This window comes from Weeksella virosa DSM 16922 (assembly GCF_000189415.1).
Classification (GTDB): Bacteria; Bacteroidota; Bacteroidia; order Flavobacteriales; family Weeksellaceae; genus Weeksella; species Weeksella virosa.
Map to the genome: position 1 here is coordinate 1271661 of NC_015144.1, position 24122 is coordinate 1295782.

The 24122-nt window shown below is 36.6% G+C and carries 20 protein-coding genes, 1 tRNA gene and 1 pseudogene; 17 read left to right on the forward strand and 5 right to left on the reverse strand.

Translation table 11 applies throughout. From position 1 onward, the window contains the following. The first annotated feature begins 55 nt into the window (after positions 1–55). From WEEVI_RS06180 to atpG, 4 genes are read left to right on the forward strand one after another with little or no spacing between them, the layout of a single operon-like run. Positions 56–553 carry a F0F1 ATP synthase subunit B gene (locus WEEVI_RS06180; RefSeq protein ID WP_013598301.1) on the forward strand — a complete coding sequence of 166 codons (498 nt, stop codon included), beginning with the start codon at positions 56–58 and terminating at the stop codon, positions 551–553. Then, complete coding sequence (gene atpH, locus WEEVI_RS06185) at positions 553–1113, forward strand: ATP synthase F1 subunit delta (RefSeq protein ID WP_013598302.1); 561 nt, start codon at positions 553–555, stop codon at positions 1111–1113. Before WEEVI_RS06180 ends, atpH begins: the two co-directional genes overlap by 1 nt. Positions 1114–1124: 11 nt before the next feature. After that, entirely contained in the window at positions 1125–2702 is a 1578-nt protein-coding gene (gene atpA / locus WEEVI_RS06190) for a F0F1 ATP synthase subunit alpha (protein ID WP_013598303.1), read from the forward strand. 55 nt (positions 2703–2757) lie between these two features. Continuing rightward, entirely contained in the window at positions 2758–3624 is an 867-nt protein-coding gene (gene atpG, locus WEEVI_RS06195; protein WP_013598304.1) for an ATP synthase F1 subunit gamma, read from the forward strand. Positions 3625–3836: 212 nt separating this feature from the next. Here the strand turns inward: atpG and WEEVI_RS06200 are convergent, their stop codons facing one another. The 3 genes from WEEVI_RS06200 to WEEVI_RS06210 are packed head-to-tail and all read right to left on the reverse strand — an operon-like array spanning position 3837 to position 8676. Further along, positions 3837–4889 carry a phytase gene (locus tag WEEVI_RS06200; protein WP_013598305.1) on the reverse strand — a complete coding sequence of 351 codons (1053 nt, stop codon included), beginning with the start codon at positions 4887–4889 and terminating at the stop codon, positions 3837–3839. Then, positions 4886–5878 (reverse strand): metallophosphoesterase, encoded by a 993-nt coding sequence (locus WEEVI_RS06205; protein ID WP_013598306.1) that lies wholly within the window; start codon positions 5876–5878, stop codon positions 4886–4888. Before WEEVI_RS06205 ends, WEEVI_RS06200 begins: the two co-directional genes overlap by 4 nt. Continuing rightward, entirely contained in the window at positions 5878–8676 is a 2799-nt protein-coding gene (locus WEEVI_RS06210; RefSeq protein WP_013598307.1) for a TonB-dependent receptor, read from the reverse strand. The genes WEEVI_RS06205 and WEEVI_RS06210 overlap by 1 nt, the downstream gene beginning before the upstream one ends. Positions 8677–8882: 206 nt before the next feature. Here WEEVI_RS06210 and WEEVI_RS06215 point away from each other — a divergent pair, with 206 nt between their 5' ends. After that, positions 8883–9947: an NAD(P)/FAD-dependent oxidoreductase gene (locus WEEVI_RS06215; RefSeq protein WP_013598308.1), complete on the forward strand. Its 1065-nt coding sequence runs from the start codon at positions 8883–8885 to the stop codon at positions 9945–9947. Positions 9948–10075: 128 nt separating this feature from the next. After that, positions 10076–11992: an ABC-F family ATP-binding cassette domain-containing protein gene (locus WEEVI_RS06220; RefSeq protein WP_013598309.1), complete on the forward strand. Its 1917-nt coding sequence runs from the start codon at positions 10076–10078 to the stop codon at positions 11990–11992. 109 nt (positions 11993–12101) lie between these two features. On the opposite strand, the gene WEEVI_RS06225 is transcribed toward WEEVI_RS06220, so the two are convergent. Next, positions 12102–12695 (reverse strand): hypothetical protein, encoded by a 594-nt coding sequence (locus WEEVI_RS06225; protein WP_013598310.1) that lies wholly within the window; start codon positions 12693–12695, stop codon positions 12102–12104. Between the two features lie 97 nt (positions 12696–12792). Next, a complete protein-coding gene (gene rho / locus WEEVI_RS06230) occupies positions 12793–14379 on the reverse strand; it encodes a transcription termination factor Rho (RefSeq protein WP_013598311.1) in 1587 nt (528 codons plus the stop codon). A 185-nt stretch (positions 14380–14564) separates the two neighbouring features. Here rho and WEEVI_RS06235 point away from each other — a divergent pair, with 185 nt between their 5' ends. The 11 genes and pseudogenes from WEEVI_RS06235 (at position 14565) to WEEVI_RS06285 (ending at position 24083) form a co-directional block, all read left to right on the forward strand. After that, positions 14565–14978 (forward strand): DUF4293 domain-containing protein, encoded by a 414-nt coding sequence (locus tag WEEVI_RS06235; protein WP_013598312.1) that lies wholly within the window; start codon positions 14565–14567, stop codon positions 14976–14978. Positions 14979–15195: 217 nt separating this feature from the next. Next, positions 15196–17385: a glutamine synthetase III family protein gene (locus tag WEEVI_RS06240; RefSeq protein WP_013598313.1), complete on the forward strand. Its 2190-nt coding sequence runs from the start codon at positions 15196–15198 to the stop codon at positions 17383–17385. Between the two features lie 389 nt (positions 17386–17774). Next, positions 17775–19163: a trimethylamine monooxygenase gene (locus WEEVI_RS06245; RefSeq protein WP_013598314.1), complete on the forward strand. Its 1389-nt coding sequence runs from the start codon at positions 17775–17777 to the stop codon at positions 19161–19163. A 274-nt stretch (positions 19164–19437) separates the two neighbouring features. Continuing rightward, positions 19438–20619: a pyridoxal phosphate-dependent aminotransferase gene (locus WEEVI_RS06250; protein ID WP_013598315.1), complete on the forward strand. Its 1182-nt coding sequence runs from the start codon at positions 19438–19440 to the stop codon at positions 20617–20619. 104 nt (positions 20620–20723) lie between these two features. Continuing rightward, positions 20724–20797 (forward strand) — tRNA-Met (locus WEEVI_RS06255). 217 nt (positions 20798–21014) lie between these two features. Next, a complete protein-coding gene (locus tag WEEVI_RS06260; protein WP_013598316.1) occupies positions 21015–21434 on the forward strand; it encodes an Imm44 family immunity protein in 420 nt (139 codons plus the stop codon). Positions 21435–21657: 223 nt separating this feature from the next. Further along, on the forward strand, positions 21658–22218 hold the full coding sequence (locus WEEVI_RS11490) for an HNH/ENDO VII family nuclease (protein ID WP_169308968.1): 561 nt from the start codon (positions 21658–21660) through the stop codon (positions 22216–22218). After that, the gene (locus tag WEEVI_RS06270; RefSeq protein ID WP_102706015.1) at positions 22211–22684 is read left to right on the forward strand and encodes an SMI1/KNR4 family protein; all 474 of its coding nucleotides are present in this window, start codon (positions 22211–22213) and stop codon (positions 22682–22684) included. Before WEEVI_RS11490 ends, WEEVI_RS06270 begins: the two co-directional genes overlap by 8 nt. Positions 22685–22802: 118 nt before the next feature. Continuing rightward, positions 22803–22985 (forward strand): annotated as a pseudogene (locus WEEVI_RS11635) (DUF2750 domain-containing protein); the annotation flags it as partial. After that, the gene (locus WEEVI_RS11395; RefSeq protein WP_232013419.1) at positions 22982–23434 is read left to right on the forward strand and encodes an RHS repeat-associated core domain-containing protein; all 453 of its coding nucleotides are present in this window, start codon (positions 22982–22984) and stop codon (positions 23432–23434) included. The pseudogene WEEVI_RS11635 and the gene WEEVI_RS11395, both read left to right, overlap by 4 nt. Before the next feature lie 124 nt (positions 23435–23558). Beyond that, positions 23559–24083, forward strand: a complete 525-nt coding sequence (locus WEEVI_RS06285) for a hypothetical protein (protein ID WP_013598318.1) — start codon at positions 23559–23561, stop codon at positions 24081–24083. The last annotated feature ends 39 nt before the right edge of the window (positions 24084–24122 follow it).

Genomic DNA, 24122 nt, shown 5'->3' on the forward strand with positions numbered 1-24122 from the left:
TTTCTTTCACAAATGTTTAGAGATAAAAAATACAAATAATAAATAAAAATATACAATGGATTTATTAACTCCTTCGATTGGTTTGATTTTTTGGACAGCTATAGTTTTCATTATCCTATTAGTTATTTTGCGTGCGTATGCTTGGAAACCAATTCTAAATGCAGTAAAAGAACGAGAAAAATCGATAGAAGATAGTCTGAATGCTGCTAAAAAAGCAGAAGAACGTATGGCTAGCCTAAATGCAGAAAACGAAAAACTGATGAAAGAAGCCATTATCGAGCGTGATGCCTTATTGAAGCAAGCACGCGAAATGAAAAATTCGATCATTAACCAAGCAAAAGATACGGCGACGATTGAAGCAAATCGTATAATCGAATCGGCTCGTGAAGCTATCCAAAATGAGAAAACTGCAGCGATGAGTGATATCAAGAATCAAGTAGCTCAGTTATCGATTGAGGTAGCCGAGAAAATTATGGCAAAAGAATTGTCACAACCAGGCGCACAAGAAGACTTGGTAAATCAAGTTATTGATCAAGTAAAACTCAACTCATAATGGCAGGGATTAGAGCAGCAAGCAGATATGCAAAGGGCTTAACTCAATATGCACAGGAGGTAGGGCAAACACAAGCTGTATATGCAGAAATGTTGGATTTGAAAACCATGCTTACCAATAGCCATGATTTACGCACTTTTCTACAATCACCAATTTTTGATGAGAAAAAGAAACAAAGTGTTTTATCAGAAGTTTTTAAAGGTTTTTCACCTTTAACGCAAAAGTTTATTGCCTTAACAGTGAAGAAAGGTCGAGAAAATATTTTAGACCAAATTGCTGATCAGTATATTCGTTTGTACAATGCGGCCAACAAAATTGTAACAGCAGAAGTAATATCAGCAGTAGAATTAGATCAAGTTACTTTAGATAAAATTGTAGCAAAAGCAAAAGAATCTTTGCCGGCAGATGCTCAGGTAAAAGTAGAGAATAAAGTAGACAGTAGCCTAATCGGTGGATTTGTATTACGCGTTGGGAACCAACAAATCGATACAAGCATCAAAACAAAAGTTGCTAACTTGAAAAAAGAATTCAGTAAAAACGATTACATTCCTAAATATTAAATATTTCAAACATGCCAGAAATAAATCCAGCTGAAATTTCAGCAATTTTAAAACAACAACTTTCTAGCTTAGATTCTACAGTAGAATTAGCAGAAGTAGGAACCGTTCTAAGTGTAGGGGATGGTATTGCACGTGTATATGGATTAGACAATGCACAATATGGTGAGTTAGTAGAATTCGCGAATGGTTCGGAAGGAATGGTACAAAACTTAGAAGAAGATAACGTAGGTATTGTATTATTCGGTCCATCGACAGCCATTAAAGAAGGAGATACAGTAAAACGTACCAACCGTATTGCTTCCATCAATGTTGGGGAAGGAATGCTTGGGCGTGTTGTAGATATGTTAGGAAATCCTATCGATGGAAAAGGTCCTATCGAAGGTCAATTATACGAAATGCCTATCGAGCGAAAAGCGCCAGGGGTAATTTATCGTCAACCAGTAAACGAGCCTTTGCAAACCGGTATCGTATCGATTGATTCGATGATTCCGATTGGTCGTGGACAGCGTGAGTTGATTATTGGTGACCGCCAAACCGGAAAAACTTCTGTTGCTTTGGATGCTATCCTAAACCAGAAAGAGTTTTACGATCGTGGAGAGCCAGTTTTCTGTATATATGTTGCCGTAGGACAAAAAGGTTCTACTGTAGCTGGAATTATGAAAACCTTACAAGAACACGGAGCAGATAAATATACAGTGATTGTTGCAGCAAACGCATCAGATCCTGCACCAATGCAAGTGTATGCGCCAATGGCCGGTGCTGCAATTGGAGAATTCTTCCGTGATTCTGGACGTCCTGCACTTATCGTGTATGATGATTTAACCAAACAAGCCGTAGCTTACCGCGAGGTGTCTTTATTATTACGTCGCCCACCAGGACGCGAAGCATATCCAGGAGACGTATTCTACTTGCACTCTCGTTTATTAGAGCGCGCTGCGAAAATCATTAAAGATGACACCATCGCTGCACAAATGAATGATTTACCAGAATCTATGCGTCCGATCGTAAAAGGAGGAGGATCATTAACTGCCCTTCCGATTATCGAAACGCAAGCAGGTGACGTTTCTGCCTATATTCCTACCAACGTAATTTCGATTACCGATGGTCAGATTTTCTTAGAGTCAGATTTATTCAACTCAGGGATTCGTCCAGCGATCAACGTAGGTATTTCGGTTTCTCGTGTAGGAGGATCTGCCCAAACCAAACCAATGAAAAAAGTATCTGGTACCCTAAAATTAGACCAAGCTCAGTACCGAGAATTAGAAGCTTTCGCTAAATTTGGGTCTGATTTGGATGCTGCAACAATGGGAGTTATCGGGAAAGGTGAACGTAACGTAGAGTTATTGAAACAAGGAGTAAACTCTCCAATTCCGGTAGAAGAACAAGTAGCTGTAATTTTTGCTGGTACAAATGGTCTCTTGAGAAATGTTCCGGTAAACAAAGTAAAAGAATGGCAAACCGATTATATAGACGTTATGCGTTCTCAACATTCAGATACACTTACAGCTATCCGTAACGGTAAATGGGATGATACCATTATCGATATTTTGAAAGCAGTTGTGGCTGATACAACAGGAAAATATAATTAATAATAGTACAAGCAGGGAAACTTGTTTCCCTGTTTTAGTCCATCTAAATTAGATTATGGCAAACCTAAAAGAAATACGTAACAGGATTACTTCGGTAGGATCTACTATGCAGATTACCTCTGCTATGAAGCTCGTTTCGGCTGCAAAGCTTAAAAAAGCACAAGATTCTATTATAGCACTCCGACCTTACGCTAATAAATTGCGCGAATTGGTACAAAACATTAGTTCGAACTTAGATTCTGAAGTGGGAACTGCTTTGACCGAACAACGTGAAGTGAAAAATGTTCTCTTGGTTGTAATCAATTCAAATCGTGGACTTTGTGGTGGATACAACTCAAGCATCATAAAAAAAGTAAATAGCCTTTTGCAAAATGAACTAAAAGGTAAAAACGTAGAAATGATTACCATCGGTAAGAAAGCGTTCGACGCCTATAAAAATACAGGACACGTAAAGCAAAATGCTTCTTCGATTTGGGATAATCTCAACTTTAATGATGTAGCTGACGTAGCAAATGCCATGACCGAAGATTTTGTAGAAGGAAAGTACGACCAAATTCGCATTATTTACAATAAATTTATCAATGCTGTGTTACAAGAAGTACAAAACGAACAATTTTTACCTGTACAAATTGAGCAAGTAGAAGAAGTAAATAATGAGGAATTGGAATATATCTTCGAGCCAGGAAAAGCAGAAATAGTAACTGACCTTATTCCGCTTACCCTGAAAACACAGTTGTACAAAGCAGTTTTAGACGCTAACGCATCTGAACATGGTGCACGAATGACTGCAATGCACAAAGCTACAGATAACGCTGAAGAGTTGAAGCGTAATTTAGTTATCCAGTATAACAAAGCCCGTCAGGCAGCAATTACCAATGAAATCCTGGAAATTGTATCGGGTGCGGAAGCTCTCAATGCATAAAGCATAGGAAAGAATAGAAAAGTCTATAACCAAATAAAAAGACCACTCAAATATAGAGTGGTTTTTTTATTGGCATATAGTAATTTCAAGTTTGATGTTTGAATGAATTATTCTGGTTTTTCAATTACTGTAAGTTTATCTATGGATAATAAACCTCAGTTTGTAAAATTACGAATGAAATAGAGATGCTATTTCTATCGGAATAAGAACTATCAATTGGTTTGCTGTTTGTCAATTTCAGTTTGTATGATGTTCCAATCATAATAATGAAAAACTTTACCATTGCTCATGGTGACCATCAATCCGTTTGTAAAAGGTTTGCCAAAGTTGAAGTTCACCGCATCGGCACCGTCACATTCTATACTAGAAAAAGGAATTTTTGCAATCATTTTGTGATTATGTGGGTTGGTAGATTCTCCTTCTCGTTTGTACACTACAAAATTATTCGCTTGCTGATCAGAAATCAATATATATCCATCTGTTTCGCTAGTTTTATACAAGGCAATACCTTCGTGGTCGCGTTTGAAATCGTTTTGTCCAAAAAAAGCCAGTTCTTTGTTTCCTTTCTCTGGATCAGCATAGTATTTTCTAATGCCAGAAGTTTCATCTGCATAATATACATAGCCTAACTCATTATCAACCATGATGGCTTCTATTTCTTTTTTTCCAGAATATGCCCCAAATTTACGAACCAATTTCGCTTGAATACTTCCGCTGATGGCTTTCAGTTCATATTGATAGATATACTCATTAGATGGACCGTTTTTCCTACCTACCATTGCATATACTTTTCCCGTTTCAGATTGTGTATAAAGAGCAATTCCCATAGGGTCTTTTTGATCAGAATCTTCGAAAACAGCTAGTCCACCGTTATCAACCGGTTCTAAATTGGGTAATGAAAAAATACGAATTTTGTTTTGTTTACGTTCGGTAACGACTGCAATATCTATTCTTGTCCCATTTAAATCAAAATTATAAGCAACATCAACATTGTTTGGACGATCCATAGGGTACACCTTGTTTACAATTTGTCCTTGTAAATTATAGGCATACAAACCACCTGTAGCTTCTTCTTTATCAGTCCCGATAATAAGAGATTGTGCAGGATTGTTTTTATTTATCCAAATGGCAGGATCGTCTGTGTCGTGTGGTGTGGGTTGTGTAACAATTGTTGGTTTTATCGCATTTGCTGCAATAGGAGCTAATTTGTTGCCGCATGAAACGGCAATAAAAGAAATTACGGAAAGTATGATTATTTTTTTCATTTTTTTATTTCGGTTTTATAAATAACTTTATAGCTATCTTTCTGAGATTGAATAATATATGCTTTTAAAATATTCTCTGATAAGGTAAAAGCCATGAATCCTGGAACTGAGTCGGCAAACAAAGTCCCTTCTGTTTTACCGGTTTCACGTAGTTCACTGCCCGCACCGGATAAAAATTGAGTTAGTTTTTTATTGTTCTTTCTAATGATTTGCAAATCGTGCTCGTGTCCACAAATATAGGCATCTACTTGGTATTTGTCGAATATAGGTTCGACAAATATTTTTATTTCTATTGTTTCTTTTGCTTCCTTACGTTTTCCGCCCGAATACAAAGGATGATGACCAACTACTATTCGCCAAACAATTTTAGGATCTTTATTTTCTAGTTTAGACCTTAGCCAAGCTAACTGTTCTTGTGTATCTTGCTTGTCGATTGCTAAATATTTAGCCGTGTTTTTTTGATATTTTGATACAAAAGGATTAGTGTCAATAATCAATAACTGTAAAAACTTATTTTGGTCAATTTCGATTAGTTTTTCATAATACGTTTCGGGCATTTCCCATCGTCTCGATATTTTGGTATAATCTATCTGTGCCTGGATATTGCCTTCGTAATCGTGATTACCCAAGGCAACATACCACGGATTGTGTAGAGAATGGTGGGTGTAGATACTTTCGAACGAAGAAATCCACTGATAATCTTTTGTACTTTGAACTCCCGAAGGATAAAAATTATCACCAACAGCAATAGTAAAATCAAGATCTAATATATCTGCAACAGCTCCCATATCTCGTGCTACTTCTTTTTGAGTGAATGCTCCGTGGCGACCAAAATCTCCTATTGCCAAAAACGATAGGCCATTTTTTTCTGGTAGAATGTCATGATGTTGTGATACAGATAAAACAACTGTATGATCAGCTTTTTGCTGACCATACAGTAGGTGTATAATTATTATAAATAATACGGAGAAAATTTTTTTTAACTTCATTAGAAATCGTATTTAATACCCAATGTGAAACGAGATTTGTAATATTCTAATTGTTGGAGACGATTGGTTTCGCCTTGGTAGTAACGTAATGGTTGATTTGTAAGGTTGTTTGCCTCAAAAAATACGCGCCAATTAGACATAAATTTATACGACATATTATAATCTAAAAAGAATTGTTTGTCGTAATAACTATCTTCAAACTCATTTCCACCAATTTCGTCTAAATAAGCCGATGTGTAGTTGGCTGATAAGCGTGCAGAGAATTTTTTGTTTTCCCAGGCCAGAGATCCGTTGAGCATATGTGGTGCAGTACGTGGGAGTCCAAGACCTGTACGTTTTTCGCCATCTTCGTTGGTAATTCCTTTAGCATCCGACTTTGTGTATGTATAGTTAGCGTATAAGCCAAAATTCTTAAAAAAGTTGCCTGGTAGAAAATCTAACTGTCGTTGAAAAGCTATTTCAAAACCGTACACCGAAACTTTATCTCCGTTTCTTGCTTGTGTGAAATCCCAATTTTCACCTGCCGGTATTGGGTTGGCAACACCCGGAAAATCGGCACTAAAATCATTAGCTGTGTAGATTTTGTTGTTATAGGTGTATATAAAATTGTTTAAGTTTTTGTAGAAAACTCCTCCAGAAACAATACCGATATTTTTGAAATAATTTTCTACCATAATATCGAAATTAGTTGCGTACGTGGCTTTTAGGTTCGGATTACCGGCTTTAATTTCGGTATCCTCTTGGATAACATTTACGTATGGAGCCAAATTATAATAATTAGGACGTGCTAAACTTGTCGTAACCGCTGCACGTAAGATGAAGTTTTTGGTAAACTTATGTTTCAATGTTACGCTTGGTAAAAAGTTGAAATAATTGTTTTTGTTTTTTATTTCTCCCAACAAATCTTCTTCATCCTTAACATAATTTCCTGTATATTCGATTGCTGTGTGTTCTAAGCGGATCCCGGTAATAATAGAGGTTTTATCATCAAGATCCTGATCCCAACGGAGGTAACCAGCAGTAATGTTTTCTTTTGCTTTGTAATTAGAAGATAAAAACTCTGAAGGCTCTAAAGTTTCTTTGAATAAATTTGGATCATATAAGTCTAAGTTACCCAGGTATTTACGGTCTACAAAATAACCCGGTGCGTATTGAGAACCTGGATAGAAGTTTTCACCACTCCAATATACATTTGGCATTTGTGCCAAACTGCCCATTGCGTTAATTGGTTTGTAAGAATAAAAAATATTATCGCGTTTTTTGTCTTTTAAACGCATGCGAGCACCAAAACGCAAGCGTCCTTTTTCTCCATCAATTACCGATAAAGGTAAACGGAAGTTTATTTTTGCTCCAATTTCTTCTTCTTGTGTATAATTATGATTTTCTGTGATCTTTCGCAATTCAAAGTTTTCGGGATTTTCTCCTTTTACAGCATATACATACGGGCTGTTATCATTAGCAACACTTTGCCCCATGGTAACTTTTCTTTGTCTGAAATCAATGTAACGCTCATTTGGTCTATCTTCACTGGCTTTTGAGTACGATACCGACCAATCCATATCCAGAGTTGTAGAAAGAAGATGTTCTCCTCGCAATGAAAAATTTAGAACTCTTTGGTCTTCTAATCGAGTATTTTTGTTACGATTATTATCGATACCGCCCTTTGTTTCTCTTCGAATTTCTCCCACATAAGTACCATCATCTTGTAGTTTTAGATCACGGTAGCGAGTTCTATAACGGTTTTCGCGATCATCACGCCAGTTGTACATAGCTGTGAAGTCTATACGATTGTTTTCATTAAAAACATAATCAGAACTTAAAGAAAAACTTCTACGAACACGTTGTACATCGTATTTGCGAATGTCCATTTGTTTTATATACGCCTTGTCATTTTTGTCTTTACCCCAAACAGTTTCTATATTATATGAACCAAAATTTTGCGATTGCCATGTTGCCGATGCTACAATCCCTAGCTTATTATCAGCAAGACGGTTTCCGTAAATAAAGGCACCATTGTACAAACCTTTTTCGCGGATTGGTGCATAGCCTCCCGATAAAGTAACCGAAATGCGTTGTTTGTTTGGTACTGCACGGGTAATCAAATTTACCGATCCTCCTATGGCATCGGCATCCATATCAGGTGTCAAGGTTTTATTTACTTCGATAGACGAAATCATATCCGATGGGATTAAATCCATCTGAACGTTCCTGTTATCCCCTTCGGCAGAAGGAATGCGATCGCCATTTAAAGTAACCGAATTTAATTCTGGCGATAAACCGCGTACAATAATATTACGAGCTTCACCTTGGTCATTTTGCATGGTAATTCCCGGAACACGCTTCAGCGCATCACCAATATTGGCATCTGGAAATCGACCAACCTGATCAGATGATATAATGTTAGAAATATTAGCGTTATTGCGTTGTTGGTTTAGTGCTTTGGTTTGCCCGCGAAGATAATCTCCTACAACAACTACCTCATTCAATTGTTCGATTCCCGAGAACAACTCAAAATTAGCTACTGTATTTTGGTCTGAGCTTATTATTACTTCTTGAGAAGCTGTTATATAACCCAAATATTCTACATAAACGTTGTAGGTGCCTTCTGGTAAACTTAAAAATTCGTAACCTCCATTTTGATCAGAAATTGTATATCGGTTGCTGTTTTCTATTTTTATGGTTGCTCCGGGCAATGAAAAGTTATTTTCACCGTCTACGACTTTACCGGTTATTACCCCGTTCTGAGCAAAGGATATTGCACTTACCAATGAAGCGACTAAGATGTAAAAATGTTTCATTCTTGTATTTTTTTCAGAAAAATTTGTCTGAACAAAACTAACAATCGTTCTAGCAGAGGACTTTAGTAAAAGATTAATTTATTATTAAATATACGTATAGAGAAAGTGAAAAATACGGCAAGAAACTTGCGCTAATTTTTGTAGGATAGGCCGATTATCGTAGGGTAAAATACAAAGAAACTCTTACCTTTGACCAAAAGAAAAAGATGAAACAAGTCGATTATATCGTGGTCGGTTTAGGGGTTGCTGCAACAGCTTTTATAAAATATTTGTTAGAACATCAGCATTCCTTTGTCGTGATTAATCAAGATTTTCATCGTGCATCTACCGTTGCTGCGGGTTTGTATAATCCCGTTGTGCTAAAACGTTTTTCTTTGGTATGGGATGCTCGACAACAATTAGAAAAAATGCACGAACTTTTCTTGTGGTACGAACAATTTTTTGATAAGAAATTTATTGATGAGATGCCAGTTTTTCGTATATTCAATGATGAACAAGAACAAAAGACATGGCACAAAAAAGCAACTACTCATCACGAACTTGTACCATTTCTTTCGACCGATTTCCAACAATTAAAGATATACAACGATATCAAAGACCCATACGGTTCTGGCGAAGTTTTAGCAACTGGCCGAATCGATTTACGATTGTTGATACCAACACTAGAACAATATCTTAGACAGAAAGAAAACCTTCTTCAAGAAAAATTTCGGTATGAGGATTTGCAAATAGCACCCAATAGCATATCCTACCAAAATCTACAAGCCAAACATGTTATTTTTTGTGAAGGCTATCACATTCTTTCCAACCCATACTTTAGAAAACTACCTATTATTGGTGTAAAAGGCGAAGTTTTGACGATCAGAACCGAAGCTAAACTACCCAAAGCCGTGGTGAAAGGAAAAGAGTTTTTGTTTCCGTTATCAAGCGATGAATATTTTGTTGGTGCAACGTATGACCGCGATTGTCTGGATTATGAAGTTACAGAATCAGCCAAAACAGAGCTTTTATCAGGTATCGGAAAAGTGGTCGATTCATCGTTTATGGTTTTGCATCAGCAGGCCTCAATTCGTCCAACGGTAAAAGACCGACGTCCGATTATTGGTGGGCATCCAACCTATAAAAATTTATACTGTTTCAACGGAATGGGAACACGTGGGACGATGCTTGCACCCAAGATGGCAGAAATATTGTATCTGCATATAGAAAAAGGGCAACCTATAGATAATCAGTCAGATATAGCTCGGTTTTATGATGAGTATTTCGATTAGGATTTGCTTCTAATGCCTAAAAAGTAAGCAAAAAGTTTGTGAATGTTGCATTTTGTAATTTTACAGTAGCGATAGAAATATAATAATGGAGCCACCTCTACTTCGTTGAAATCTATTATTTTTGCAAAATGTTATTAGTTCAAAACTTAGGAGTTTATTTTTCGGGTAAATATTTATTCGAAGATGTTTCTTTCCGGATCAATAAAGGAAACCGTGTCGGATTGGTTGGCAAAAATGGTGCAGGCAAATCGACCTTGCTCAAGATATTGGCTAAAGAACAACCTGCTACAGAAGGAGAGGTAGTATACGAAGGAGAGGTAACCGTTGGCTATTTGTCACAAGATATCGACTTTATTCAAGGAAGGACAGTTTGGCAAGAAGCAGATTCTGCATTCGAACAATTAACACAAATACAAGAGAGAATCGACTTTGTGAATAAAGAATTAGCCGAACGCACCGATTACGAGTCAGATGAATACAGTAAACTTATCGAAGATATTGCTCATCTAACAGAGCGCTTCGGACTTTTGGGTGGATACACCAAAGACGCCGAAATAGAACGAATATTAATCGGCTTAGGATTCAAACCCTCTGATTTTCATCGTTCTACCGACGAATTTTCTGGCGGGTGGCGTATGAGAATCGAATTAGCAAAACTTCTACTCCAACAGCATGATGTTATGCTACTCGATGAGCCGACGAATCATTTGGATATCGATTCGATTATTTGGTTAGAAGAATTCTTAAAAGATTACCCAGGAGCTGTAGTATTGGTATCGCACGATCGACAATTCTTAGACAATGTTACCAATAGAACTCTAGAAATTGCTAATCGACAGATTGCAGATTATAAAGCAAATTATTCTAAATATTTAAGTTTACGAGAAGATCGAAAACTTAAATTAGAACAAGCTCAGAAAAATCAAGAACAAATGATCAAGCATACCGAAGACTTGATTGCTAAATTCCGCGCCAAAGCCAATAAAGCGTCTATGGCACAATCACTAATAAAAAAGTTGGATAAAATAGAGCGCATCGAAATAGAAAACGAAGATGTTACCAAAATGAATATTCGTTTTATAGATGCAGTTCAGCCCGGAAAGATCATTTTCGAGCTCGAAAATGTAGGTGTATCATTCGGTGAACATTCGGTGTTTGAAGGTGTTTCTTTCTATGTCAACCGAGGTGAAAAAATAGCATTTGTTGGGCAGAATGGTCAAGGGAAAACTACGCTTTCACGGGCCATCATCGGCGACATAGAGTACAGAGGGAAAATCCATCACGGGCACAATGTAGAGGTTGGTTATTTTGCACAAAATCAAGCGCATGTTCTCAATGATAAATATACCGTACTCGAAGAAGCAGAAAACTCTGCAACCGAAGAAACAAGAAAACATGTTCGCGATTATTTGGGGGCTTTTATGTTTGGTGGAGATGCTGTAGAAAAAAAAGTATCAGTCCTTTCCGGAGGGGAGAGAAACCGTTTAGCACTTTGTAAACTATTGCTACGACCTTTTAATGTGCTAATTATGGATGAGCCAACCAATCATTTGGATATACAATCGAAAGAAATCCTGAAAAAAGCTCTGAAGAAATACCAAGGAACCTTGATACTTGTTTCGCATGATCGAGAGTTTTTAGAAGGTTTGGTGGATAAGGTATACGATTTCAGAAATGGAAAAGTTAAAGAATATTTAGGTAGTATCGATGATTATTTGGCAGAAGTGAAGGCTGGAAATTTCCGTGAGGTAGAAAAAGGTGTTGAACCAGAAGCAATCTTGTCTCAAAAAAAGGAAACCAAAAAAGAACAGCCGCAAATAGAATTATCTTTTGAAGAGGCAAAAGAACAAAAAAGATTGAAAAATCGCTTGTCGAAAGTAGAATCGGATATTACCGAATTAGAAATTAAAATCGAGCAATTAGAAGCAAAAATGACTGCAGGAAATCAAAGCCAAAAAGAATTGGATGATTATCATCAAGCACAAACTGATCTTGATGCTCTAATGGAGGAGTGGGAAGAAATATCAGAGAAAATCATCGAATAACATATTGGTATTTAATTTGTAAGCATTGTCAACTTAATAAATTATAAAACAAAACCGCACGAAGCTTTTTCGTACGGTTTTGTTTTTGATAATGGATAGGATACCAAAATTATCTTCCTAATGGGAGATTGTAAGCGACTCCAGCACCAACGGTTCCCGCGTTGAACTTATCGTTTCCTACTTTTCCTTCATTGCCCACAAAAACTTTTGTGTAGTGTACAAAGAAATTCCAATTGCGGTTGTGATAGCCAATTTCTGGACGCAAATACAAACCACCACTCGGCATATCGGCATTGTAAAGCGATTCGCTTGGGTAATGATTGTTGGCTACTTTTTCTTTGCCAACGATAAATCCATATCCGATATCGGTACCACCGTAGAAACCAGATTTCCCTGGATATACTTTGATTAATGCAGCAATAGGTATTACACCAAAATCATTGTTGTCAATCGTTACACCGTCAAAATTTCTTTTCTTGCCGAAGAAATGATTGTATCCAGTAGAGACACCTAATCCAAAACCTGGCACAACCAAATTTTGATAAGAAATATCTAATCCTGCATTTGCACTTGTGTTTTGGCCAGTCGAAGCACCTGCATTTACACCAATTTTCAACATGTTTTTCATGTCAGCGCTTTGAGCTAAAGCCATATTCGCAGCAAAAATGCTAACAAATAATAATAGGATTTTCTTTTTTAGCATCGTTTTTATTTTATTCTAATTGTTGATACTAATTATAGCAAAAACTTAGCCATTAAAAATTTGTAGGTTTTGTATGGTTGAGATAAACCTTTTACAATTATTTATTCATCGAAATTAAAAACTCTTCATTGTTTCTTGTATCCTTGATTCGGTTGAACAAGAAATCCATTGCTTCCACCGGGTTCATATCGGCCAAATGGTTGCGCATAATCCACATACGTTGTTGTGTAAGCTCATCGAGTAATAAATCGTCCCGTCTTGTACTCGAAGAAACCAAATCAATTGCTGGGAAAATACGTTTGTTGGCAATTTTTCTATCCAATTGTAATTCCATATTTCCTGTTCCTTTGAATTCCTCGAAAATTACTTCATCCATTTTCGATCCTGTATCGATCAGAGCGGTTGCAATAATAGTCAATGAACCGCCATTTTCTATATTTCTGGCAGCACCAAAAAAGCGTTTTGGTTTATGAAGCGCATTGGCATCTACACCACCCGAAAGAACTTTCCCCGAAGCGGGCGATACGGTATTATAAGCACGTGCTAAGCGGGTAATCGAATCGAGAAGAATCACCACATCGTGTCCGCATTCTACCATTCGTTTTGCTTTTTCTAGTACGATGTTGGCAACTTTCACGTGTCGGTCTGCAGACTCATCGAAGGTAGAAGCAACCACCTCACCATTTACCGAACGCTTCATGTCTGTAACCTCTTCTGGTCGCTCGTCGATTAATAAAACCAATAAATAGACCTCTGGATGATTTTGAGCGATTCCGTTGGCAATGTCTTTTAGTAAAGAGGTTTTACCAGTTTTGGGTGGTGCGACAATCATACCGCGTTGCCCTTTCCCGATAGGTGCGAACAAATCTAGGATACGATTGGATAATAAACGAGAGCTGTTCAGGTTAAATTTCTCATTAGGGAAAAGAGGCGTCAAATGTTCGAAAGAAATTCTATCGCGAACAAAGTCGGGTGTACGGCCATTGATTTCGATAATTTTAATTAGTGGAAAGTATTTTTCTCCCTCTTTTGGTGGACGAACTTCCCCGGTAATTGTGTCACCAGTTTTCAGCCCAAATAAACGAATCTGAGACTGAGAAACATACACATCATCTGGAGAAGAAAGATAATTGAAGTCTGAAGAACGAAGGAAACCGTAGTTGTTATCTGGCAAGATTTCTAAAACTCCTTCGGTTTTAATAATCCCATCAAATTCATAATTCGCTGCACGGTATTTGTTCTTCTGTTGTTGAACGTGCTGTGGATGCTCATGGTTTCGGCTGTTTTTTTGTTTCTGAAAATCCCGCTGCTTGTTTTGCGTAGTTTGTCTGCGGTTTTGTTTTTCTTGCGGTTGAGCAGCTTGTTGATCTTGGTTGGCTAAGGGCTCGACCTTTTTAGGGGTAGTAGTTTCGGTGTTATTTATTTCTAGATTCGTTGTGTCTTGTGTTTCCGAATCGTTTTTTTGCACTCTTCTTCGCTTAGTTTTTTCTTGTTTCGGGAGATTTTCCTCAACGTTCGGCTCATTGTTTTCTTTGATCGATTCGTTGGCTTCTCCTAGCACGCTTATTATGGCATCACTAAGTTCTGCTTTTTTCATTTTTCTAAACCCTTCTATTTTCAATTGAGCTGCCATCTGCTGTAGCTCGGGAAGTTTGCTTTTTTTTATTTGAGATAATTCGAACATAATTTCTCTTACGGGTAAAATTATTTTAAGTTTGAAATTGTTGTTATTAAAGATGTAAAGTGATTGGAAATCAAAACAAAGTTTATGTTTTGAGAAAGTTATAATAAGATTTATACCATGCAATAGTACGAATAATTAGGTAAACTAAAAAAAAATCACCTAATTTTGTAGAGAAAATTTATGTAATGATTCAACGAAAACAAAGTCTCTTTTTATTTTTTAGTGGGATATTTTCTTGTATATTTGCAATCAATGCAGATAATATGTACGATTTGATTGTCGATTGGCTATCAAATCCTGCAAATGGAGATGCAATTGCTATGTTGGCCTTTTATGTTTCTGCATTTTTATCGTTCCTGACCATCATGCTTTTTAAGAATAGAAAGCTACAACTAACACTAGGATGGGTAAATATTGTATTGAATTTATTAATTTTAGGTTTTTTACTATATTATCTATTAATCTTACCTGGAGAAAGTTTTTCTGAGAAAGGTATTGGGGTTTTCGTGCCTATCATACCGATTGTGCTTCTGCTATTAGCCAATCGATTTATTAAAAAGGACGAAAAACTTGTGAAATCTATAGATCGATTTAGATAAATTCCTACAACTTTTTAATATGTGTGCGAAAACGGTCCTTGTAAAAGGACCGTTTTTTTGTATCTAATTTTTGGAGTTTTCTCTCCATGTAGAAATTTTTTTTATCGCCTTAATGTTAAATTTTTTTATTATACCCCTATTTTTATGTAGGGTAATGTTATTGGTTTTGTGTTTTTTTTTATTTTTACCCCATAAAATCCATACTAATAATAGATTTATGTCAACATTCCGTTTCGAAGCCCTTAAAACGGCTAACTCAAGAAAACCAGTAGAAGTAGAAGTACTTCCGAGAAAGTCGCAAATATTTGGCGAAAATGTTTTCAATGATAAAGCGATGCGTCAATTTCTCACACCAGAGTCTTACAAGGCGGTTAGAGCCGCTATCGATCAGGGGGTGAAAATCGATCGTCGTTTGGCCGATAATATTGCACAAGGCATGAAAGATTGGGCCATGAGTAAGGGAGTAACGCATTATACACATTGGTTTCAACCTTTGACAGGAACCACGGCCGAAAAACATGATGCTTTTTTCGAAACAGATTTTGAGGGAGGAGATCCAGTGGAAAAATTCGCAGGAACACAATTGGTGCAACAAGAGCCTGATGCATCTTCTTTCCCGAATGGAGGGATTAGAAACACTTTCGAAGCCAGAGGGTATACCGCCTGGGATCCAACATCACCTGCTTTTGTTTTTGGAACAACATTATGCATACCGACCGTTTTTGTGTCGTACACAGGAGAGGCGTTGGATAATAAAACGCCTTTATTGCGTGCTTTGTCTGTGATTGATACGGCTGCGACAGAAGTGGCACGTTATTTTGATAAGAATGTGAAAAAGGTAACCGCAACATTGGGGTGGGAGCAAGAATTTTTTCTGATTGATAGTGCATTGGCAAGTTCACGTCCCGATATATTACAAACAGGTAGAACACTATTGGGGCATGTTTCTGCCAAAGGTCAACAGCTAGAGGATCATTATTTTGGGTCTATTCCATCACGTGTACTTAATTATATGCGCGATTTAGAAAACGAGTGCATGTTGTTAGGAATTCCTGTAAAAACACGGCATAATGAAGTAGCACCAAATCAGTTCGAGTTGGCTCCAATTTTCGAAGAGACCAACTTGGCGGTAGATCACAATTCTTTACTGATGGATGTAATGCAGAAAGTTGCCGAACGACACTACTTTAAAGTGTTGTTTCATGAAAAGCCTTTCAAAGGCGTTAACGGATCAGGCAAGCACAATAACTGGTCGTTGGCAACCGATACAGGTGTAAACCTGTTATCGCCCGGGAAAACCCCGATGAGTAATCTGCAATTTCTTACCTTTTTTATCAATACAATCAAAGCTGTTTCGGAACATGAAGAATTGATGAGAGCTTCTGTTGCTTCTGCGTCGAACGATCACCGTTTAGGAGCAAATGAAGCTCCACCGGCAATTATTTCAATTTTTATCGGGCAACAATTGACCAAGGTTCTGGAAGAGTTAGAAGGTGTTTCAACAGGTAAGTTATCGCCAGAAGAAAAAACAGACCTTAAACTAAATGTCGTAGGAAAGATTCCAGATGTATTGTTGGATAATACAGATAGAAATCGAACGTCACCTTTTGCATTTACAGGAAATAAATTTGAGTTCCGTGCGGTGGGTTCTACTGCAAATTGTGCCAATGCAATGACCATGCTCAATACCATTATGGCAAAGCAATTAACGGTTTTCAAACAGCAAGTAGATACTTTGATAGAAAAAGGCGGATTGAAAAAAGACGAGGCTATTTTTAATGTACTTAGAGAATACATCAAAGAGACCAAAAATATCTTGTTCGAAGGAGACGGTTATAGCGAAGCATGGGAAAAAGAAGCAGAAAAAAGAGGTTTGTCAAACTACAAGACTACACCAGAAGCATTGAAAGCAAAAATTTCTGAAAAATCGTATGAAGTTTTTGAGTCGATGAATGTGATGAATCGTACCGAAGTTCATGCACGATACGAAATAGAATTAGAAGATTACATCAAAAAAATTCAGATAGAAGGACGTGTTTTGGGTGATATTGCTCGAAACCATGTAATACCGACAGCCTTACGTTATCAGAATTTACTGATAGAAAATGTGAAGGGGCTAAAAGAAATTTTTGGAGAAGAATTCCAAGAAATTGCCAAAGAACAAATAATTATTTTGAAGAAAATTTCCGGACATATTTCTGCAATCAACGAGAATGTACACTTGATGATCAATGAGCGTAAAAAAGCCAATGCTTTAGAAGACCTAGAAGCAGCGGCCTATGCATATTGCAACGTAGTAAAACCTTATTTTGACATTATTCGCCATCATTCAGATAAATTAGAACTGATGGTCGATAATGAATTATGGACTTTGACCAAATACAGAGAATTATTATTCACGAGATAAGAATACTTTAAATTTATTTAAAAAACACAGCACAATCAATTGTGCTGTGTTTTAATTTATACTTGTTTTTGATTTATTTTGATTGATATTCTCTAAAAAAAACAGCTTTTTTTGCTCAAAAAAGATATATTTTGTATATTTGCGGTACTCGAAGTTGAAATTTCATTGATATAATTTCAAAGTTTCGATCTTTTAAAGAGGCCGATTGGCCAACCTCTTTTCAATAGAACCAGAAGGTTCGTCTTTTGGAGTATAAACTCTCCTCAATTTCATCCTCGTTTTTTTAGATAAACAGGGTGTCTTACGAATCAGAATATTGATTCAGTTTAATCGAAATTAGTAAATCATTTGTTTTCAAATTTAAGAAAACAGAAAAAAATTATGCAATTATGACAAATTTTAAAGTAGGAATTATCGGTGCCGGTCCAAGTGGATTAGCCATGTTAAGAGCATTCGAATCGGAACAGAAAAAAGGCAACCCTATTCCAGAAATTAAATGTTATGAAAAACAAGATAATTGGGGCGGTATGTGGAACTACACTTGGCGTACAGGTGTAGGGAAATATGGCGAGCCGATACATGGTAGTATGTATAAGTATCTTTGGTCGAACGGACCGAAAGAATGTTTAGAGTTTGCTGATTATACCTTTACAGAGCACTTCAAGCAGCCAATATCTTCATATCCACCACGCGAAGTTTTGTTCGATTATATTCAAGGTAGAATCAAAAAAAGTAAAGCCCGAGATTTTATCAAATTCAATACCGTTGCTCGATGGGTAGATTATATCGAAGATAAAAAACAGTTTCGGGTGATTTTTGATGATTTGAAAAATAACGAAACGTTCGAAGAATGTTTTGATTATTTAGTAGTAGGTACTGGACATTTCTCTACTCCAAATATGCCTTATTTTAAAGGAATTGACGATTTTACAGGAAGTGTGATGCATGCACACGATTTTAGAGGTGCAGACCAATTCATCGGGAAAGATATTCTACTAATCGGTAGTAGTTATTCTGCAGAAGATATAGGGGTGCAATGCTTCAAGCACGGTAGCAATTCGGTAACAATTTCGTACAGAACCAACCCGATTGGTGCAAAATGGCCGAAAGGAATAGAAGAAAAACCATTGGTTACACATTTCGAGGGCGATATTGCTCATTTTAGAGATGGAACGTCTAAAAAATACGATGCCGTAATTTTATGTACCGGATACCAACACAAATTTCCATTTCTACCAAGCGATTTGCGTCTAAAAACCAAAAACTGTTTATACCCAGATAATTTATACAAAGGAGTTGTTTTTAATGATAACGAACGATTAATTTTCTTAGGAATGCAAGATCAATACTACACCTTCAATATGTTTGATGCGCAAGCCTGGTTTGCCAGAGATTATATGTTGGGTAGAATAGAATTGCCTGCGAAAGAAGAGAGGAATAAAGATATCAAAAAATGGGTAGACGCAGAAGCGAAAACAGAAACGGGTGACGATCATGTAGATTTCCAAACAGCCTATATTAAAGAATTGATAGAAATGACAGATTATCCAAGCTTTAATATTGATAAAGTAGCGGAAATGTTCAAAAGCTGGTTGAATGATAAAGAAAACAATATCTTAAATTATCGAGACAAAGTATATACTTCTGTGATGGACGGTACGCAAGCCGAAGTACATCATACACCTTGGATGAAAGAAATGGATGATAGTCTAGAGCGTTACTTAGACGAAGAAGTAGTAGCAGACGAAAAAGAATTAAGTCGCGTAAACTATTATTAATTTTAGTAGTCTTACTGATATAAATATAGAAAAACTGGCAAATGCCAGTTTTTTTATAGAACAAACTTTCAAGCCATTCTTTAGAACGCCATTTTATCATTAAGCGATAATTTTTCACGAAATTTTCGAAACATACAAACAGTCGTTTGTAGTAAATAGTTTATTGTTTGCAGAAAATTTTAGTTTTATTTTCATATGATTTTATCTCATACTGCATAAGATTTCAATTATCTTTGTAGAATATAATAAGGTTAAGAATTAATTATTTTATTCCATGCAACTTTCAGAGCGTTTACAAAAGTTAAAACCATCGGCTACCATAGCCATGACCCAAAAAGCACGTGATTTGCGTAATCAAGGACTCGATATTATTAGTCTAAGTATTGGTGAGCCCGACTTTCATACGCCCGACTTTATAAAAGATGCAGCCAAAAAAGCACTGGATGAAAATTGGACCGCCTATCCGCCCATTTCTGGTTATCCAGAACTGAAAGAAGCAATAATAAATAAATTCAAACGCGATAATGGTATCCAATATACCGCATCACAAATTGTCGTATCTACTGGAGCAAAACAATCGATTTACAATGTAATTCAATCATTGGTAAGTGATGGTGACGAGGTGTTAATCCCGACACCTTATTGGGTGAGTTATTCAGATATTGTAGAATTATCAGGAGGTAAACCTGTTTTTATACCGGCAAGTATCGAAAATGATTTCAAAGTTACTGCTTCTCAAATCGAAGAATATATTACGCCAAAAACCAAAGCACTTATCTACAGTTCTCCCTGCAATCCTTCTGGGAGTGTGTATACAGAACAAGAACTGAAGGCAATTGCCACTTTAATGTCAAAACATCCAGAAGTAATTATTATTTCTGATGAAATCTATGAGCATATAACTTATGGAGAAAAAATGGTAAGCATTGCATCCTTCCCAGAAGTTTACGACCAAACAGTTACCATCAACGGATTGGCCAAAGGGTTTGCGATGACGGGGTGGAGAATCGGTTTCATAGGTGCACCAGAAAAGTTAGCAAAAGCGTGTGAAACTCTCCAAGGACAAGTAACCTCTGGTACAAATTCTATAGCACAAAGAGCGGCGATTACCGCACTAGAGGCTGAACCTTCGGCCATTCATTATATGGTAGAATCTTTTCACGAACGTAGAAATTTAATGATACAATGGGCCAATGAAATCAAAGGGTTTCGAGTGAATGAACCTAAAGGAGCTTTTTATATTTTTCCAGATGTCTCGGAACTTTTCGGTAAGACTTTTCAGGGTGTAACGATAGAATCTGCCGATGATTTGACAATGTTCTTGTTAGAAAAAGCCTTGGTTGCAGTAGTGTCTGGTACAGCTTTCGGTTCGCCAAATTGTATTAGAATTTCATATGCTGCCTCTATAGATCAATTGAAAGAAGCGATGTACAGAATAAAAAAAGCGTTGGAATAGAATGAGTTATAGGATAGATAAACCGCAAATGAAAATAATTTGGATTTTTTTCTAGATAAAGTTTGTGATTATTAGAAAAAACCTTTTATATTTGCAGTCCAATTGGCGAGGTAGCTCAGATGGTTAGAGCGCAGGATTCATAACCCTGAGGTCGGCAGTTCGATTCTGCTCTTCGCTACATACAACACAAAGAATCATGTGTTTTTAAAATATAGGGGCTAAACATTATGTTTAGCCCCTATATTTATTATTAATTATACGATTCATTTTTTTTCATTACTTTTACAATGCACCAGTATACGAAAACGCTTCAATATACAAAGACTCATGGTAGGCGACCAAAATTAAACAAGTTGGTTTGGTAAAAATAAAATGAATATCAAAGAGAAGGTACAATGAGATTGTGGAATTCTGCCGAAGCAGAGCATACTGTAGGACAAGCGTATAGTAAAATTGCAAATGAGATAGAGAGAATAGTTAATTCATATATTGAGGATAAACAATTTTCTGATGCATATAAAGATTGGTGCTGGGCCTATATTGCTATGTTAGAGGGACCAATCATGAAGACAATGAAACTACCAGAGATTGTACGTCGTAACAATAAAAAACAAGATTTAGAGTTTCGATTAAAAATCGATTATCAGTCTTTTCTTGATGGCGATGATAATCAACGATTAGAACTGATTATTGATTCTTTAATTCGTTGTTTAGAGCACCCAAAAATGACGAAAACGTGGAAAGTGCCTGAAAGTGATATTGCTATTTTAAAGGAAGCCTTACAGCTAGCAGAGCAGCAAATGAGAAAGAATTAAAGATAGTCGTTTATAACGACAAGACTCATGTTTTATGTTGTGATTACTTATGCGATGCTTTTAGACGGCGTATTGCTGTTCTAACAGAATATATCCGTAAAAGTGCAGAATTTGCAAAACTCATTAACCCAATAGAATAGGGTCTAAATCTGTACCGCAAGAAACTCAAGCAGCGCCGAAACTTTATCATTATGTGTGCGATCACCTCGGTAAGGTACAATTTTTGAAGAACCAAAATCAGTATTATGATGCTGAGACGTCGTTACATTACAATACCTTTAGGTATTATGACCCAGAGCTAGGTCGCTTTATCAGCCAAGACCCGATCGGCTTGATGGGAGGGATTAACCTCTATCAATACGCCCCGAACCCGATAGAGTGGGTGGATCCGTGGGGGTGGATCCGGTGGAAGACTCGTTTAATAAGAGGGATGCTTAGAAATAAGAGAAAAGTTGATTTTGGGGGTAGGGTTGTTTATCAAGATGATTCATTGTTTGAGCTAACACAGTCAAATATAACGTTGATGTCTAAAGGGAAAGCGCCTTTTGGGTGGGATGGTCAACGAGTTAATTTACATCACCTGTCTGGTAAGGAACCTGGACCAATGTTGGAAATCAGTGCGTCATTACATCAAAAATTGCATGGCGATTTACATTTTTTTATTGGTAATGGTGAGTCTTTTAGGAAGGACAAAAAATTAGTACAACAGTATGAAGAGTATAGAAATAATTATTGGCAGGAAAGGTTAAAACAAATGCAAGCGAATGGAGGCAAGTGTGAATAATAAAAATCTGGTTCAAGATTTTTTGAAAGAATATCAACTATCACTTCCCGAAGAGTATGTTGAGTTTTTGAGTGGGTTTAAGAGTTGGGTTAGAGCCGAATTGAGTTCAGAGAACGAAATGCTTAATAGTGATGACTGGGCGTTCGGTGGGATTGATTTTCTTTCGAAAAAGGTGAAAATACAGAATGCAAAAGAAGAAAGACCATGGTTCAGAATTCTTAGCTCTTATTTCGAAGTGATGAGATGGGCGGGAAAATCAATGCAAACGAATAGTGGTCGTATACTTGATAAGAGTGATGTTTCAAATTTTTTTGCTTTTGCAGATGATGAGGGAGATATTTTGTTTTTTGATAATAGAAACAATAATAAGATAGGTAGATTTTTACATGACGAGGGCACAGTTATTTTTACTGATGCGTTTTTTTCTGATGTTGTTGATTCCTTAGAAGTTTTTTATTGTGAGTGAATTTTTGTAATGATCTATTACTATAGTCTAGTGTGGCGAGAATAGGCGTATATTGATGCTTTGAATCATACGTTTAGCGTTACGATGTAATGACCCAGCATAATTTTCACACTTTAAGCTTAAGGTTATTCCCTTGGGAGAGTTCATAGAGAATTGGTGCTTAGGCATGTTTTTTGATGGTGTAATTGTAGGGGTAAATTTTGACCAACATATGTTTGGTAAAGAAGTAACTTCTTTAGAACTTGCGGAGGACCTTATTCAGAAATTGTGTGCGATCACCTCGGTAAGGTACAATTTTTGAAGAACCAAAATCAGTATTATGATGCTGAGACGTCGTTACATTACAATACCTTTAGGTATTATGACCCAGAGCTAGGTCGCTTTATCAGCCAAGACCCGATCGGCTTGATGGGAGGGATTAACCTCTATCAATACGCCCCGAACCCGGTGGAGTGGGTGGATCCGTTGGGGTGGAAAACTCGCTCTAGTACATTGCAAAGACTTTGGAAAGATTATGTCGGACAGCCTCATGTTTTCGCAGAAATTCATCATGGTTTCCCTGAAGAGTTTGCAGATAGATTTAAAAGATTAGCTGATATTGATGTTAATAATCCGAAATTTTTCTTTAATCTCTCGCCTGAAAGACATAGATTAACTAGAGGTAGAGGTGTACATACTAATAGTTCTAGAGTTGGCAAGAATTGGAACAAAGTATTTGATGGTTTGTTAGATTATGTTGAAAAACAATGAATGGATAAAGAAACAGCTAAAGATTTCCTTGAAAAACGACTGAGAGATTTAGCAAGAAAAGAAAGAATCGGTAAATATTCTGCTGACGCAGTAAAAAATAGACCTTGTAAGTAATCTAGTTAACATGGATAAAGGAGATAAAATGAAACTGATTAACTCAAATGAGCTTTTTAATTTCCTTGAAAAACTTGATCCTGTCATTAAAGATAAAGGTAGAATCCCTCAAATTGATAAAAAATATACTGAGTTTATTCATCAGTTTAAAGAGGTTAGTATTACACCGGATATTGTGTTATATGGCTATCGGAAGGCGATTGAGTGGAATAAGCGAGCATCCGATAATAATTTGCCACAAAATTTGTGGCTTATAGGGCAGTCAGGGCAAGGAGATGAATGGTTTTTGAATGAACAAACCAAAACCGTATTCTTTTTTGACCATAATCAGGGGGAATATGGGGGATTAGAGAATTTTTTAAATCTGCAGATTGATTTCACTGGTTTTCTTAGGATGGGTTTTTTGCTTGCGAAGTTAGAGCAGAGACTTGAAAAAGACCAAAGTATAGATGAATTTAAGCAGGTAGTCATGGGACTAATGAATAGTATTCACCCTCAATTATTTGAGATGTTTCCTTATAAATATTTCGATTGATTGTTCCTAGTCAGAAAAGTAGACAAACTCTCTCTTTAG